A 14,027-nucleotide genomic window follows, 5' to 3' on the forward strand; every position below is an offset into this window, starting at 1 on the left:
AGTTATGGAAAAGGAAAAGCTTTTAAACATTATGCGCAAGGCGGAACCGGTCCTGAAACGCTACCGGTATCCGATCCTCGTGCTGTTTGCCGGGCTGCTGATCCTGGCGCTCGGCGCGCCGAAGAAGGAAGCTGCGCCTGCAAGCGCGCAGGATACGCAGGAAGCCGCGTCGGCGGATGGTACGGCGCAGGACGGGGGGTTCGACCTCGCGGCCTTTGAGGAAAAGCTGCAGCAGGACGTCAGCCGGATCAGCGGCGTGGGGCGGGTCAGCCTTTCCCTGTCGCTCAAATCCACGGAGGAAGCGGTATATGCCGCCGATATCCGACAGAGCAGCCAGAATACGGAGACCACGTCCTACGAAAGCGCGCTTTCCATCGTGTCGGACGGCAGCTATGGGCAGCAGCCGATTTTAGTCAAAAAGCAGTATCCCACCTTCCGGGGGGCGCTTGTCCTGTGCGACGGTGCGGACAACGACACGGTGCGCCTCGCGGTGACCGACGCCGTCAGCACCATGTGCGGCATCGGCGCAGACAAGGTTTCAGTGCTCAAAATGCAGAGCTGAACATAGAGTAATAAAAACTGACAGGCAGGAGGAAGGAATATGGTATCCATTCGTAAAAGAGGGGCGGTATACGGCGTTATTGCGCTGATGCTGTGCGTAGCGGTGTACTTAAACTGGAGCTACGTCAAAACGCCGGATGACCTGGTCGTCGCTCAGCAGGCCGACGAGGAGGCGCAGGCCGGGAAGAATTACGGCGAGGCGGAACAGGTCGACAGCCTGACAACGGACGGCACGGACGCGGAAACGGCGGCCGGGACGGCTCCGGAAGAAGCGGCGGTCGTTTCCAAGGAGGACTACTTCGCGCAGTCGCGGCTGTCGCGGGAAAAGGCGCGCGACGAGGCGATCAGCATCCTGAAGGAGACCGTGGAGAGCGATAAGGCGGATGAAAAGGCCAAGAACGAAGCCAGCCAGAAGATCTCCGCCCTTGCGGAAAACTCCGTGCAGGAAGCGCGGGTGGAGAGCCTCATCAAGGCCAAGGGCTACGCGGAAGCGGTCGTGTTTATCGGGGAGGACAGCGTCAACGTCATCGTACAGCCGCCCCAGGCGGGCTTTGAGGCGTCGGACGCTTCGAAAATCAAAGATATTGTGGTCACGGAGACCGGCGCGGCGGCGGACAAAATTAAAATTGTGGAAGCCGCCTGATCGCGGATTGCAGCTTTCCTTTTGGTCAAGACTATGGTATAATGTCTGAAAAGTAAAACCATGAAGGCGGCCATAGCAGGCGCCGGAGTGGCATGTGGCGCGCAGCGCCATAACATGCAAAAGGAGAGTGAGCAGTATGGCGGAAAACAACTACTGGTCCACAACGGGAGATCAGGGCACGATAAAAATCTCGGAAGACGTGGTTGCATCCATAGCGGCGCTTGCAGCGGCTGAAACCGACGGGGTCAGCGCCCTTTATTCCAGCCTTACCTCGGATATTGTGAGCTTCCTCGGGAAAAAGAACCTGTCGAAGGGCGTGAAAGTGTCCTTTGAAGGGGATTCGGTTGCGGTTGAGATCGGCTTCCTCGCTTCTTTCGGGTGCAACATCCGCGAGGTGGCGAAAAACGTGCAGGAAGCGGTCAAATCGTCCATCGAATCCATGACCGGCCTGGCCGTATCGGGCGTCAACATCTATGTCGGCGGTATTGCCTTTGCGCCTGCCGCGGAAGAGGAACCCGGGGCTGCACCCGCCGTACCGGAGGAATAACTGCATACTGCCAAGCGGCCGGCTTTAATAGCGGCCGCTTTTTTGTGTTTAAAACCTTGCGTTTCCTGGGGCTTTGGGGTAAAATAGCTTTATTATGGATGATTATGCAGTTAGATTTGCGGAGGATTGCTGTGAGCAGAAAAAAAGCGAGAGAAATTGCCCTGCATCTGATTTTTGAGATGGGCTTTAAAGAATTTCAGGCGGAAGAGGTTCTGGCCGACCGTTTGGATGAGAGTATTATGTCCTCCATCAGCGGGGATATTGCGCTGTATGCGGGCAAACTGTCCGAAGCGCAGACGGCGTACATCGTAGCGGTGGTGAAGGGCGTCGCCTCCCACTTGCAGGAACTGGACGCCGTGATCGAGGAGAACGCGCATGGCTGGAATATGTCGCGCCTGTCGAAAATGACGGTGGCGGTGCTCCGCCTGGCGCTTTACGAAATGCGGTATGTCGAAGACGTGCCGACAGGCGCGGCGATCAACGAGGCCGTCGAGCTGGCCAAGACCTATGAAACGGAAGAGGCGGGCGCGTTTGTCAACGGCATCCTCGGCACAGTCAGCCGGGCGCAGGAAGCGGTAGAATGAACACGTACCTGGGGATTGATACCAGCAATTACCGCACGTCCGCCGCTATATTTGACGCGGGGACGGGGCAGTGGCGTAATGAGGGGCGGCTGCTTGACGTGCCGCAGGGCAAGATCGGCCTGCGGCAGTCCGAAGCGTTGTTCCAGCACACCGTACGCTTGCATGAAATGGTTGCACGCTTACCCGCCGGCGCGGGTAAGAGCGTCCGCGCGGTTGGCGTGAGCACCAGGCCGCGCGCCGTGGAGGGTTCTTATATGCCTTGCTTCCTCGCGGGGGAAAATGTAGCACGCAGCGCGGCGCATCTGTTGGATGTGCCGCTTGTCGTTTGTTCCCATCAGCAGGGGCATTTGGCGGCGGCAGCCCTGTCGGCCGGCGCGCTCCATTTGCTGCATACGCCTTTCCTGGCATGGCACCTATCCGGCGGCACGACGGAGTTGCTGCTTGTGCGGCCGGGGGCAGACGGGATGCCGGATGCGGCCTGTATCGGCGGCACCAGCGACCTGTCGGCCGGGCAACTGGTCGACCGGGCGGGGAACTTGCTGGGGCTTGGCTTCCCAGCGGGCGCAGCCCTGGATGATTTGGCGCAGGCGGCGGAAAATCCGGTAAAACCGTTTGCGCCCAAGGTGCGGGACGGCATATTTTCCCTTTCCGGTGTCGAGAATAAGCTACAGGAGCTATTGGACCGCCACACACCCGCGCCGGAGCTTGCCCGGTTTACGGTGGAGACCATTGGGCGCGCGGTTTGCACGGCAACCGCACAGGCGCTCGCGCGTTACCCCCTGCCCGTGCTGTGCGCGGGCGGCGTGATGGCGAATACGATCCTGCGGGAAATGCTCAGCAGGCAGTTTGATGCGCACTTTGCCGCGCCGCAGCTATCCGGGGATAACGCGGTAGGCGTTGCGGTGCTGGCTGCGGTTAGAAATGGGGAACCATTATGAGGGACGGGCTATATACCGTTACACAACTGAATAACGAGATCAAGTCGATGCTGGAGGGGAACCCCTCTTTCCGAAACATTTTTGTACAAGGGGAGATATCCAACTACAAGGCGCACTCCTCCGGCCACCATTATATGACGCTAAAGGATGAAGGCGCGGCGATTAGCGCGGTGCTTTTCCGTTCGGACGCGGCGCGGCTGCGGTTCCGTTTGCAGAACGGCATGCATGTGGTGGCGCGCGGGCGGATCAGCTCCTTCCCGCGCACCGGCCAGGTGCAGATGTATCTCGCCGACCTGATGCCGGACGGTACAGGCGCACTGCACATGGCGTTCGAGCAGCTTAAAACAAAGCTTTACGCTGAAGGGATGTTTTCGGAAGCACGCAAACGTGCGCTGCCCGCGTTCCCAGGCACCGTGGCGCTGATCACTTCACCAACCGGTGCGGCGGTGCGCGACATGGTGCGCATCCTGGGACGGCGGTGGCCGCTGGCGGAGGTGCGGGTATATCCCGCGCTTGTCCAAGGGGCGGACGCGCCGGCAGACCTGTGCCGCGCCCTCTCAGAGGTCAATGCGCAGGGGGAGGCCGACCTGATTATCATAGGCCGGGGCGGCGGCTCGATGGAAGACCTGTGGGCGTTCAATGAAGAATGCGTCGCTAGGGCAATCGCCGCGTCGCAAATCCCGGTCGTCTCGGCAGTCGGCCACGAGCCGGATGTCACCATCGCGGATTTTGTCGGGGATATGCGCGCGCCGACACCGTCGGGCGCGGCGGAACTCACCGTGCCCGACAAGGAAGAAGTCGCCCTTGCGCTTGCTCGGCTCGAGACGTCTCTCCGCAGCGCCATGCTGGGGAAGGTAAAGCAAAGCAGGCAATGGGTTACGCATCTTGACGAGCGGTTTTCCCTGCGCACCCCCGCACGGAAAATTGCAGACCAGAGGGCGGCGCTGGGACAATTAACGGAGCGCTTGCAGCTCCGCACACCGAAAAATATAGTTGACGAAAAACGTCTTATTTTAGAGCATATTGCGGATAAAATACAGATATATTTGAAAGAAAAGATTGATGTAAAGCGAAAAGGCTTGTCAGAAGCGACGGTTGCGCTCGACGCGCTTAGCCCCCTGAAGGTGCTTGCCAGGGGGTATGCGGTCGCTTTTAACCCGCAGGGGAAGCCGGTGATGGACAGCCGGAGCCTGGCGGCCGGGGACACATTGGAGATGCGTTTTGCGCGCGGCGCGGCAAAATGCAGCGTATTGGAAACGAGGAATACAGATGAAAAAGAAACAGGGCTTTGAAGAGGCCATGCAGCGTTTGGAGCAAATCGTCCGCCAATTGGAGCATGGCGATACGACCTTGGAAGAGAGCATGAAGCTGTTTGAAGAAGGGATGAAGCTGTCGGCCGCCTTGGGCAAGCAGCTGGATACCGCAGAACAGAAGGTCACGCTCATGCTTAAGGATGAAGCTGGCGAACCGGTAGGGCAGGCGTTCTCGCCGGAGGGGAATGACAATGAAATTTGATGAACAACTGTCAGAAGACATTAAGGTTGTCGAAGAAACGCTGAAAAAGCATCTTTCGTGCGAAGAAGCGCGTGGACAGGAAAATATTTATGATGCTGTAAAGTATTCTGCCTTTGCGGGCGGGAAACGGCTCAGGCCGGTGCTGACCATCGAATTTTGCCGCGCCTGTGGGGCGGATATCCAATCCGCACTGCCCTTTGCCGCGGCAATCGAAATGGTGCACACCTATTCGCTGATCCACGACGACCTGCCCTGCATGGACGACGACGACCTGCGCCGCGGGCGGCCGACGAACCATAAAGTTTATGGCGAGGCCATGGCGGTTTTGGCGGGCGATGGGCTGCTGAACCGCGCGTTTGAAACGGCGCTGCAGCCGGGGGTACCCCTTCCCGCGGAAACGGTGCTGCGCGCGGCCACCGCTTTGGCGCGCGCCTCCGGTATGGACGGGATGATCGGCGGGCAGGTCATCGACATGGAGGCCGAAGGCCATATGCTGAGCGCTGAGGAACTGCAAAACCTGCAGGATCTTAAAACTGGCGCGCTGATCCGCGCGGCGGTACAGATGGGCTGCATCGTCGGCGGCGCAGACGAAAAGCAGATGGCCGCGGCGGACGTCTATGCGTCCCGCCTGGGGCTGGCGTTCCAAATCCAGGATGACATCCTGGATATCGAGGGCAGCACCGAAACGTTTGGCAAGCCGGTCGGCAGCGATGCGGAAAACCGGAAATGCACCTACCCGTCCCTGCTTGGGCTGGAAAAGTGCCATACCCTGGTACGTAACCTAACGCAGGAGGCAGTTGAGGCGCTTTCGGCCTTTGGCGACACCGCGTTTTTGCGCGCGCTGGCGGAAAGCCTGGCCACGCGCGACCATTGAGGTTTGCCGGGCTGAGAGAATTCACAGACGGTTCACTTGAAATATCGCGCGTGTTATGGTAATATTTCTAACGAGTGGTGCAGTATCCTAGTCAGTGCATACGATTCCCAGGACGGGCCTAAAAATCCGTAGAAGGGCACATCGATGAAGTCTCTGGTGCTTGCTTCTTACGCCCAGTTTGGGGTGAGTGCTGGAGGTTAAGGCTTTAGGGCGCGCTTCAATGGCATGAAGTACCGACCCTATTGCCGTGGAGACCTGTATTCGTGGGACACCTATAGCATCGGTCCGCCGGTTGATGGATGTCCTACGGTACAGGGTGGAACCTGCATTGCGGTATGGAGCGTTTCCTCCCGGAGGCGCGAAGTGCTGTGTGCAGTGTAGCCTGCCTTGCGTGGTTATGGTGGATGGCGTATCCGCCCGTGGTTTCCCGGCCAGGAACGCCGCGGGAATTGACGCTTGAAACCATAGCTGCAAAAGAGGCTAAGAATCGTGTTGGCTGCAGTGGAAATCACCTAGGCTGTCCGAGAGGGGCAGGCGTTGGGATTGCAGTACGGACTAAGTGGCAATTCGGTCCCGGTGATGGTAACATCCCGGCTCGGGCTTTAAAGGGAAACCGCCATGACGGCGACGCGTGGCAGCCCCCGGGGAAATCCAACCGAACCTCAAGCCGTAAGATTAACCTCGCCTGCCGCCACTCATTTTACGAATGCATTGGCCTGAAATGCAAATTTCGGGCATTTTATATTTAAAGGGGCGAACTTTTTTGGACGGGACGGACAAACGGAAGCGGAAACCAAGGCAGGGGATTTGGCGGCTGGTGAATTTCCGCTGGGTCATCACGATCACGGTGCTCAGCCTGCTGATCTCCATGTCGCTTTCCTATCTTTCCACGGAGGCGCTTGCCAATGTAGGGAACCTTGCCGCGTTCCTTATCTTGTTTATCTTTATTGCGCTTGGTATTTTGTTTGACATCATCGGCGTCGCGGCCACCTCGGCGACGGAAAAAGAGTTCCATTCCATGGCCGCAAAGAAAGTCAAGGGCGCGAAAGAGGCCGTTTGGCTCACGCGCAACGCGGAAAAGGTGTCCAGCTTCTGCAACGACGTGGTCGGCGACATCTCGGGCATCATTTCGGGTGCGACGGGCGCGGTCATCATCGCGCGCGTGACGGGCGGCCTGGGGCCTGCGCCCGCCGTGGTCGTATCGCTCACGGTGACCGGGTGCATCGCAGCCATGACAATCGGCGGCAAGGCTGCGGGCAAAGCGCTCGGCATCGGCTTTAACGGCACAATTTTGTTTGCTGTAGGCAGGCTTTTATCTATTTTGCCATTTTCTTTTGATAAAAAGAAGTAGGCGTTATTTTCGGGAGTCAGTATGAAACGTTATGGCGTACTTGACAGGATTAATAAGACGGCGGATTTGCGCGAGCTGCCGTACAGCGTGCTATATGAGCTGTGCGGCAGCCTGCGCGAATTTATCATAGACCATGTTTCACAGACGGGGGGGCACCTTTCGTCAAACCTGGGCATCGTCGAGCTTGCGGTTGCGCTTGAGCGTGTGTTCGACTCAAACCGCGACCGCATTATTTATGATGTGGGGCACCAGTGTTACGTCCACAAAATCCTCACCGGGCGCAAAGAAGCCTTCACGTCGCTGCGGCAGTATGGCGGGCTTTCGGGATTCCTCAAGCCGGAGGAGAGCCAGACAGACCCCTGCATCACCGGGCACGCTTCCAGTTCGGTATCGGTGGCGCTCGGCATGGCGCATGCGCGCACGCTCAAGAACCAGAAGTATCATGTCGTTGCCGTGATTGGCGACGGCGCGCTGACCGGTGGCATGGCGTATGAAGCGCTCAATAACGCGGGCGGCAGCGGGGAACCGCTGATCGTCGTTTTAAATGACAATAATATGTCGATTACACAGAATGTCGGCGCGATGAGCCGCCATTTGGCGCATTTGCGCGTCAGTCCGCGGTATCAGCGCGCCAAGGCGAAGGTCAAGGGCGCGCTTTCCCACGTACCGGGGGGGCGCACGCTGACAAACGGGATTTCCCGGGTCAAAAGCGGCATTAAAAGCGTCGTACTGCCGACCACGCTGTTTGAACAGATGGGGTTTGCCTATCTCGGCCCGGTGGACGGGCATGACCTCAAGGCCGTGTGCGAGATTTTGACACGGGCGAAGGCGATGAAGCAGCCGGTGCTGCTCCATGTCATGACGCGCAAAGGCAAGGGCTACCGGTTCGCGGAGGAGCACCCGGGCAGTTTCCACGGCGTTTCGCCCTTCGATGTTTTGACAGGCAAGCCGCTGAAACCAGCCGGTATGAATTTTTCCGCTTGCTTCGGGGAGGCGCTATCGGCGCTCGCCTCACAGGACGAGCGCATCTGCGCCGTCACGGCCGCGATGTCCTCCGGCACCGGCCTGACGGGGTTTGCCGAAAAATACCCGTCCCGGTTTTTTGACGTCGGTATCGCGGAGGAACATGCGGTGGCGATGTGCGCCGGCATGGCCAAGCAAGGCCTGAAGCCGGTCTGCGCGCTCTATTCAACTTTTTTGCAGCGCGCATATGATCAAATTATCCACGACGTCGCGATCGAAGGGATCGGCGTGGTGTTTGCCATCGACCGCGCCGGCGTAGTCGGCGAGGACGGCGCGACGCATAACGGCGTTTTTGACGTCGGATTCCTGCAGCAGATCCCCGGCGTCACGATCCTGTGCCCGTCCAATTTTGACGAGTTGCGCAGCATGCTGGCGCAGGCCATCTATAAACGCGGCGGGCCGGTCGCGATCCGTTACCCGCGCGGCGGCGAAGGCGCTTTTACGACGGACACGTCGTCAGAATGGGCGGCCTGCCTGACGGGGACGGATAGCCCGGATGTTTCCATTGTCACCTATGGGATCATGGTAAACCAGGCGCTGCAGGCTGCGTCCCTGCTCGAAGGCCAGGGCGTCCGCGTGCAGGTCTGGAAAATCAACGAGATCAGCGAACAGACCCGGCGCCTGCCGGAAGGATGGGTGCAGTCCTTGGGCGGCAGGGTGCTGGTACTGGAAGACGCGGTGCACAATGGCTGCTATGGCAAAAGCATAGAGGAAGCGCTGCAGGGCACCGGTATCGAAGTTTGCCTGTGCAACCTGGGCAACCGTTTCCTGCCGCATGGCAGTGTTGCACAGCTTTATAAAGAATGCGGGATAGACGGGGAAAGCGTCGCCCTGCGCATACAGGAATGGGCGGCATGCCAGCATATGGACGGCTGACGGGAAGGGGAAACATGAGCAAAAAGAGATTGGACGTACTGCTGTTTGAAAAAGGGCTGTGCCCTTCTCGCGAACGGGCAAAAATTGCGATTATGGAGGGCATCGTCTATATCGACGGGCAAAAGGCGGGCAAAGCCGGGGACCAGGTGGAAGAGACCGCGTCGGTTGAGGTGCGGGACAACGGGAAAAGCTTTGTCAGCCGCGGCGGCCATAAAATTGAAAAAGCCCTCGATTATTTTGCCATAGACCCTGCAGGCCTCGTGGTGATGGATGTGGGCGCGTCGACCGGCGGCTTTACGGACTGCCTGCTGCGGCGCGGCGCAAGCAAGGTCTACTCTATTGACGTTGGGTACGGCCAGCTCGCGTGGAGCCTGCGGACGGACCCGCGCGTCGTATGCATGGAGCGTACAAATATCCGCCACGTCACGCCGGATATGCTGGATGGGACGCCGTCCCTCGCGGTGATCGACGTTTCCTTTATTTCACTCAAACTTGTGCTGCCGGTGGTCGCAAACCTGCTGTCGGGGGATGGGCGGGTCGCCTGCCTGATCAAGCCACAGTTTGAGGCCGGCAAGGGGCGCGTCGGGAAAAAAGGCGTGGTGCGCGAACCTGAAATCCATGCGGACGTGCTGCATGCCTTTCTAGAGAATGCGCATGCTGCCGGTTTCCAGGTTATGAACCTGACCTTTTCCCCAATCAAAGGGCCGGAGGGCAACATAGAGTTTTTAGGGTATCTGGGCAAGGGTGCGGAAGAATCCGTCCCGGATATCGACGAAGTCGTAAGGCAGGCGCACGAGGCGCTGGACAGGTAGGGTTTTAAACACTATGGATACAGTTTTTATCTGGCCGAACACCGGCAAAGACAATATCTGTGCAGCGATCGCAGAGTGCTATACCCTCCTGCATGGGGTGGGCGTGGCCGTAATCCTTCCCGAGGAGTGCCGCGCGTTGGGGCTGGAAGCGCCCTCCGCGCAGTACGCGACGCAGGAGCAGGGGATCGCGGCGTGCGATTTTATCGTGTCGCTGGGCGGCGATGGGACGATCCTGCGGATTGCGGATTTGGCCGCGCGGTACGGTAAGCCCCTGATCGGCGTAAACTTCGGCCATGTCGGTTTTATGACGGAACTGGAAGCCGGGGAAGCCTGCAAAATCGCAAAGATACTGGCGGGCAAGTACAGTATTGACAGCCGTATGATGCTGGAACTGCGGGTGGTGCGCGACGGCGCGGTGCTGTTCTCGCAGACCGCCCTCAACGATGTGACCGTGACGAAAAGCAACCCGTTCCGCGTTATCCGGGTGGATATCCGCGCGGACGGCGTACCGGTCTCCTCCTTTTTGGGGGACGGTGTGATTATCGCAACGCCGACGGGCACGACCGCCTATTCGCTTTCGGCCGGCGGGCCGATCGTCGAACCTACGGCGGAAAATATTGTGGTTACACCGGTATGCGCGCACGATTTACAGGCAAAGTCCTTCGTATTCGCACCGGAACGGGAAATCTGCATTGCAGCCGTGGGGCCGGACCATTCCGGCGTGTGCGTGTCTGCGGACGGCCGCGGGGGCGTCGACCTGAAGCAGGGCGACCAGGTGATCGTGCGGAAATCCAAACTTGCGACGCAGCTTATCCGCGTCAAGGGCAAGAGCTTTTATCATATTTTAAAGCATAAACTGTCCGATGGAGGGAACGTTTTATGAAATTCCAGCGGCAGGCACGCATTTTGGATTTAATCGAACAGCAGGAGATTGAAACGCAGGAGGAGCTATCCGAGCAGCTCCGCGCGCTTGGCTATAACACCACGCAGGCGACCGTTTCGCGGGATATCAAGGAACTGCGCCTCATTAAGATCCTGTCGGCGGAGACTGGGAAATATAAGTACGCGGCGGCTTCCACCGAGGTGGAAAACAGCTTTACCACGCGCCTGCGGAACATCTTCCGCGAATGCGTCACTTCGATCGACGCGGCGCAGAATATGGTGGTGATCAAGACGTTGCCCGGGCTTGGGCAAGCGGCCGCAATGGCGATCGATGCCATGCGCGATTTGCGCGTCGTCGGCACGCTGGGCGGCGACGATACGGTGTTTGTCGTCATGCGGGACAGCGAGAGCGCGGCGCAGTTCTGCGCGGACGCTGGGGAACTGTTGCAGTAAACCCGTCTGAAAGGGGGAAACGTAAATGCTGAGCCTTTTGCATATTGAAAATATCGCGGTCATCGAGCAGGCGGACATCGAGCTTGGCGAAGGCCTTACCGTTTTGAGCGGCGAGACCGGCGCGGGCAAGTCCATCGTCATCGACGCAATCAGCGCGATCCTTGGGCAGCGGACAAGCCGTGAGCTGATACGCAGCGGCGCGCAAAAGGGGTTTGTAAGCGCGGTATTTACGGGCATCCCCACAGAGCTTATAAAAAAATTGCAGGAAATGGAGTTAAACGGCGATGAGGTTGACACGGTGCACGTCCAGCGTCAAATCTCCGCGGACGGAAAAAGCATCTGCCGGGTTAATATGCGCCCGGTCTCAGCTTCTGTTTTAAAGAGTCTCAGCCCGTATTTTATCAACATCCACGGGCAGCACGACGGGCAGAAGCTGATGGATGAACAATACCACATTGAATTTTTAGACAATTTTGGCAATGCCGCGGCATTGCTCGCAGAATATACACCGCTTTACCAGCGCTTATTTGCCCTTAAGCGGCAAATTACCGAGCTGGATAAGAGCGAGCAGGAGCGGCTGCAGCGCATCGATATGCTGCGGTACCATGCGGAAGAAATCGAGGCCGCGGCGCTTGTGCCGGGCGAAGACGAGGCGCTGGCAGAAAAAAAGGCCGTGTTTGATAACGCGGGCAAGCTGCTGGGCGCGCTGGACGCCGCGTACCGCGCGCTCGACGGAGGCGACGAGGATACGCCCGGCGCGTGCGCGCTGCTGACGGTCGCATCCAACGAGATCTCGCAAATCAGCGGGGTTTCCGGCGAACTGCAAAGCCTATATGAGCGCGCGGAGGAGCTTAAATACCTGGCGCTCGACCTGCGCGACAGCGTAAGCGCGCAGCAGTCCAAAATAGACTTTTCCCCGGAGGAAAGCGCGGCGGCCGAGGAACGGCTCGATACGATTTATCGCCTCAAGCAAAAATACGGCGCGACGACGGAGGAAATCCTGGCGTACTATCAGGAAATCCAGCAGGAACTGGAAAAGCTGTCCTGCGCGGATGAAACGCGCGAACGCCTGCATGAGGAGTACAAAGCGGGCGTGGTGCAGGCCAAGGCGGTCGCCGCCCGCCTGACGGCATTGCGCAGGGAGGCGGCCGCCAAGCTGGAGAAGCGCATTGTGGCGGAACTTGCCGACCTGGATATGGCGCGTACGCGGTTTGAGATCCGCATTGAAACCGGTACCAGGCTGACGGCGCACGGAATGGACACGGTCGCCTTCCTGATTTCGGTCAACCCGGGCGAGCCGGTAAAGCCGCTCTCAAAGGTGGCCTCAGGCGGCGAATTGTCCCGCGTTATGCTGGCCATGAAAAATGTGTTGACGGCGGGCGAAGCGGTCGGCACATTGATTTTTGACGAAATCGATACCGGCGTGAGCGGACGGGCGGCGCAGAAGATCGCGCGTAAGCTGGCGTCCATCGCGCAGAAAAAGCAGACGCTTTGCGTCACCCACCTGCCGCAGATCGCGGCAATGGGGGACAGCCACCTGCTGATTGCGAAATCTGTGCGTGAAGGGCGGAGCTATACCGATGTCACGCCGCTGGCACAGGACGCGCGGGTAAATGAGGTCGCGCGCATGATTTCAGGGGATAACATTACGGAAACGACGCGCAGCAGCGCCAAGGAACTATTGGACGCGGCTGCCGCAAGCAAAAAGAGGAGAATAAATGATGTTGGTTTTTGAAGAGCTAAAACAGAGAGGGCTGATCGCCCAGTGCACGAATGAGGAAAAGGTCCGCGACCTGCTGGATAACCACACGGGCGTACCGTTCTATATCGGGTTTGACGCGACGGCGGACAGCCTGCATGTCGGCCACTTCCTGCAGCTTGTCGTCATGAGCCGCATGCAGAAAGCCGGCCACAAGCCGATCGCCCTGATCGGCGGCGCGACGACGATGATCGGCGACCCGACGGGCAAGACCGATATGCGAAAGATGCTGACGCGTGAGGAAATCGACCACAACGCCGAGTGTTTCCGCAGGCAGATGCGCCGCCTGGTTGATTTTTCTGAGGGCAAGGCCGTGATGGTCAACAACGCGGACTGGATATTGCCGTTTAACTACATGGAGTTCCTGCGCGAGGTCGGCGTGCATTTCTCGGTAAACCGCATGCTGACGGCCGAGTGCTTCAAGTCCCGCCTGGAAGGCAAGGGGCTTAGCTTCCTGGAATTCAACTACATGCTGCTGCAGTCCTACGATTTCCTGCACCTGTACCGTACGATGGGCTGTAAGCTTGAGCTAGGCGGCGACGACCAATGGTCAAACATCATCAACGGCGCCGACCTTATCCGCCGCGTGGACGGCAAGGACGACGCTTACGGCATGACGTTCACCCTGCTCACCACCTCTGAGGGCAAAAAGATGGGCAAGACCGAGAAGGGCGCGGTCTGGCTCGACCCGGAAAAGACCACGCCGTATGAGTTTTTCCAGTACTGGCGCAATATTGACGACGCCGACGTGATCAAGGTCATGAAGCTGCTGACCTTTATGCCGCTTGAGGAAATCGCGGCCTACGAAAAGCTGGAGGGCAGCCAGCTTAACAGCGCGAAGGAGAAGCTTGCGCACGAGCTGACCGCGATGGTGCACGGCCAGGAAGAGGCCGACAAGGCGCTGGAGGCGGCAAAGGCGGTATTTGGCGGCGGCGTATCCAGCGAGAATATGCCGACGACCGAGCTTACGCCCGACGATTTTGAAGATGGCGTGATTGGCATCCTCAGCCTGCTGGTCAAGTGCGGCCTGGCCGCGTCGAACGGTGAAGCGCGCAAGCTCGTCCAGGGCGGCGGCGTTTCGATCGACGGCGAAAAGGTCGCTGATCCCAAGGCCACGGTTGCAAAGGGCAGCTTTAATGGGGAAAAGATCATTAAGAAGGGCAAAAAGACCTTCCATAAGGTCGTCCTGAGGTAAATACGGATGGGGCG

General features: G+C 58.8%; 15 protein-coding genes. All 15 read left to right on the forward strand.

The annotated features are described in order from the left end of the window. The first annotated feature begins 4 nt into the window (after nt 1-4). The 15 genes from CZ203_RS10335 to tyrS all read left to right on the forward strand — a co-directional run bounded on the left by CZ203_RS10335 (nt 5) and on the right by tyrS (nt 14,013). On the forward strand, nt 5-562 hold the full coding sequence (locus tag CZ203_RS10335; RefSeq protein ID WP_087066017.1) for a hypothetical protein: 558 nt from the start codon (nt 5-7) through the stop codon (nt 560-562). A 39-nt stretch (nt 563-601) separates the two neighbouring features. Continuing rightward, a complete protein-coding gene (locus CZ203_RS10340; protein WP_087066018.1) occupies nt 602-1,204 on the forward strand; it encodes a SpoIIIAH-like family protein in 603 nt (200 codons plus the stop codon). Between the two features lie 136 nt (nt 1,205-1,340). After that, complete coding sequence (locus tag CZ203_RS10345) at nt 1,341-1,751, forward strand: Asp23/Gls24 family envelope stress response protein (protein WP_087066019.1); 411 nt, start codon at nt 1,341-1,343, stop codon at nt 1,749-1,751. A 131-nt stretch (nt 1,752-1,882) separates the two neighbouring features. Continuing rightward, complete coding sequence (nusB, locus tag CZ203_RS10350) at nt 1,883-2,335, forward strand: transcription antitermination factor NusB (RefSeq protein ID WP_159456467.1); 453 nt, start codon at nt 1,883-1,885, stop codon at nt 2,333-2,335. Beyond that, complete coding sequence (locus CZ203_RS10355) at nt 2,332-3,273, forward strand: DNA-binding protein (protein WP_087066021.1); 942 nt, start codon at nt 2,332-2,334, stop codon at nt 3,271-3,273. Before nusB ends, CZ203_RS10355 begins: the two co-directional genes overlap by 4 nt. After that, on the forward strand, nt 3,270-4,565 hold the full coding sequence (gene xseA / locus CZ203_RS10360; protein ID WP_087066022.1) for an exodeoxyribonuclease VII large subunit: 1,296 nt from the start codon (nt 3,270-3,272) through the stop codon (nt 4,563-4,565). Before CZ203_RS10355 ends, xseA begins: the two co-directional genes overlap by 4 nt. Beyond that, nucleotides 4,543-4,788, forward strand: coding sequence for an exodeoxyribonuclease VII small subunit (xseB, locus tag CZ203_RS10365; protein WP_087066023.1), 246 nt, complete (start codon nt 4,543-4,545; stop codon nt 4,786-4,788). Before xseA ends, xseB begins: the two co-directional genes overlap by 23 nt. Further along, nucleotides 4,778-5,662 carry a polyprenyl synthetase family protein gene (locus CZ203_RS10370; protein WP_200809471.1) on the forward strand — a complete coding sequence of 295 codons (885 nt, stop codon included), beginning with the start codon at nt 4,778-4,780 and terminating at the stop codon, nt 5,660-5,662. Before xseB ends, CZ203_RS10370 begins: the two co-directional genes overlap by 11 nt. Nucleotides 5,663-6,425: 763 nt before the next feature. Beyond that, complete coding sequence (locus tag CZ203_RS10375; protein ID WP_087066025.1) at nt 6,426-7,013, forward strand: hypothetical protein; 588 nt, start codon at nt 6,426-6,428, stop codon at nt 7,011-7,013. Between the two features lie 21 nt (nt 7,014-7,034). Further along, entirely contained in the window at nt 7,035-8,912 is a 1,878-nt protein-coding gene (gene dxs / locus CZ203_RS10380; protein WP_087066026.1) for a 1-deoxy-D-xylulose-5-phosphate synthase, read from the forward strand. A gap of 14 nt (nt 8,913-8,926) precedes the next feature. After that, entirely contained in the window at nt 8,927-9,724 is a 798-nt protein-coding gene (locus CZ203_RS10385) for a TlyA family RNA methyltransferase (RefSeq protein WP_087066027.1), read from the forward strand. A gap of 13 nt (nt 9,725-9,737) precedes the next feature. After that, on the forward strand, nt 9,738-10,607 hold the full coding sequence (locus CZ203_RS10390) for an NAD(+)/NADH kinase (protein ID WP_087066028.1): 870 nt from the start codon (nt 9,738-9,740) through the stop codon (nt 10,605-10,607). Beyond that, the gene (gene argR, locus CZ203_RS10395; RefSeq protein ID WP_087066029.1) at nt 10,604-11,059 is read left to right on the forward strand and encodes an arginine repressor; all 456 of its coding nucleotides are present in this window, start codon (nt 10,604-10,606) and stop codon (nt 11,057-11,059) included. Before CZ203_RS10390 ends, argR begins: the two co-directional genes overlap by 4 nt. A gap of 25 nt (nt 11,060-11,084) precedes the next feature. Continuing rightward, nucleotides 11,085-12,794, forward strand: coding sequence for a DNA repair protein RecN (recN, locus tag CZ203_RS10400; protein ID WP_087066030.1), 1,710 nt, complete (start codon nt 11,085-11,087; stop codon nt 12,792-12,794). Further along, the gene (gene tyrS / locus CZ203_RS10405; protein ID WP_087066031.1) at nt 12,778-14,013 is read left to right on the forward strand and encodes a tyrosine--tRNA ligase; all 1,236 of its coding nucleotides are present in this window, start codon (nt 12,778-12,780) and stop codon (nt 14,011-14,013) included. The genes recN and tyrS overlap by 17 nt, the downstream gene beginning before the upstream one ends. The last annotated feature ends 14 nt before the right edge of the window (nt 14,014-14,027 follow it).

The organism is Intestinibacillus massiliensis, assembly GCF_900155735.1.
In the GTDB taxonomy this organism is placed as follows: domain Bacteria; phylum Bacillota; class Clostridia; order Oscillospirales; family Butyricicoccaceae; genus Intestinibacillus; species Intestinibacillus massiliensis.

Bases quoted from the DNA above. Each gene is read 5' to 3' on its own strand.
- argR (WP_087066029.1), top strand. From the start codon at position 10,604: ATGAAATTCCAGCGGCAGGCACGCATTTTGGATTTAATCGAACAGCAG.
- dxs (WP_087066026.1), top strand. From the start codon at position 7,035: ATGAAACGTTATGGCGTACTTGACAGGATTAATAAGACGGCGGATTTG.
- CZ203_RS10345 (WP_087066019.1), top strand. From the start codon at position 1,341: ATGGCGGAAAACAACTACTGGTCCACAACGGGAGATCAGGGCACGATA.
- tyrS (WP_087066031.1), top strand. From the start codon at position 12,778: ATGATGTTGGTTTTTGAAGAGCTAAAACAGAGAGGGCTGATCGCCCAG.
- xseA (WP_087066022.1), top strand. From the start codon at position 3,270: ATGAGGGACGGGCTATATACCGTTACACAACTGAATAACGAGATCAAG.
- CZ203_RS10390 (WP_087066028.1), top strand. From the start codon at position 9,738: ATGGATACAGTTTTTATCTGGCCGAACACCGGCAAAGACAATATCTGT.
- CZ203_RS10335 (WP_087066017.1), top strand. From the start codon at position 5: ATGGAAAAGGAAAAGCTTTTAAACATTATGCGCAAGGCGGAACCGGTC.
- CZ203_RS10370 (WP_200809471.1), top strand. From the start codon at position 4,778: ATGAAATTTGATGAACAACTGTCAGAAGACATTAAGGTTGTCGAAGAA.
- recN (WP_087066030.1), top strand. From the start codon at position 11,085: ATGCTGAGCCTTTTGCATATTGAAAATATCGCGGTCATCGAGCAGGCG.
- CZ203_RS10355 (WP_087066021.1), top strand. From the start codon at position 2,332: ATGAACACGTACCTGGGGATTGATACCAGCAATTACCGCACGTCCGCC.
- CZ203_RS10385 (WP_087066027.1), top strand. From the start codon at position 8,927: ATGAGCAAAAAGAGATTGGACGTACTGCTGTTTGAAAAAGGGCTGTGC.
- xseB (WP_087066023.1), top strand. From the start codon at position 4,543: ATGAAAAAGAAACAGGGCTTTGAAGAGGCCATGCAGCGTTTGGAGCAA.
- CZ203_RS10340 (WP_087066018.1), top strand. From the start codon at position 602: ATGGTATCCATTCGTAAAAGAGGGGCGGTATACGGCGTTATTGCGCTG.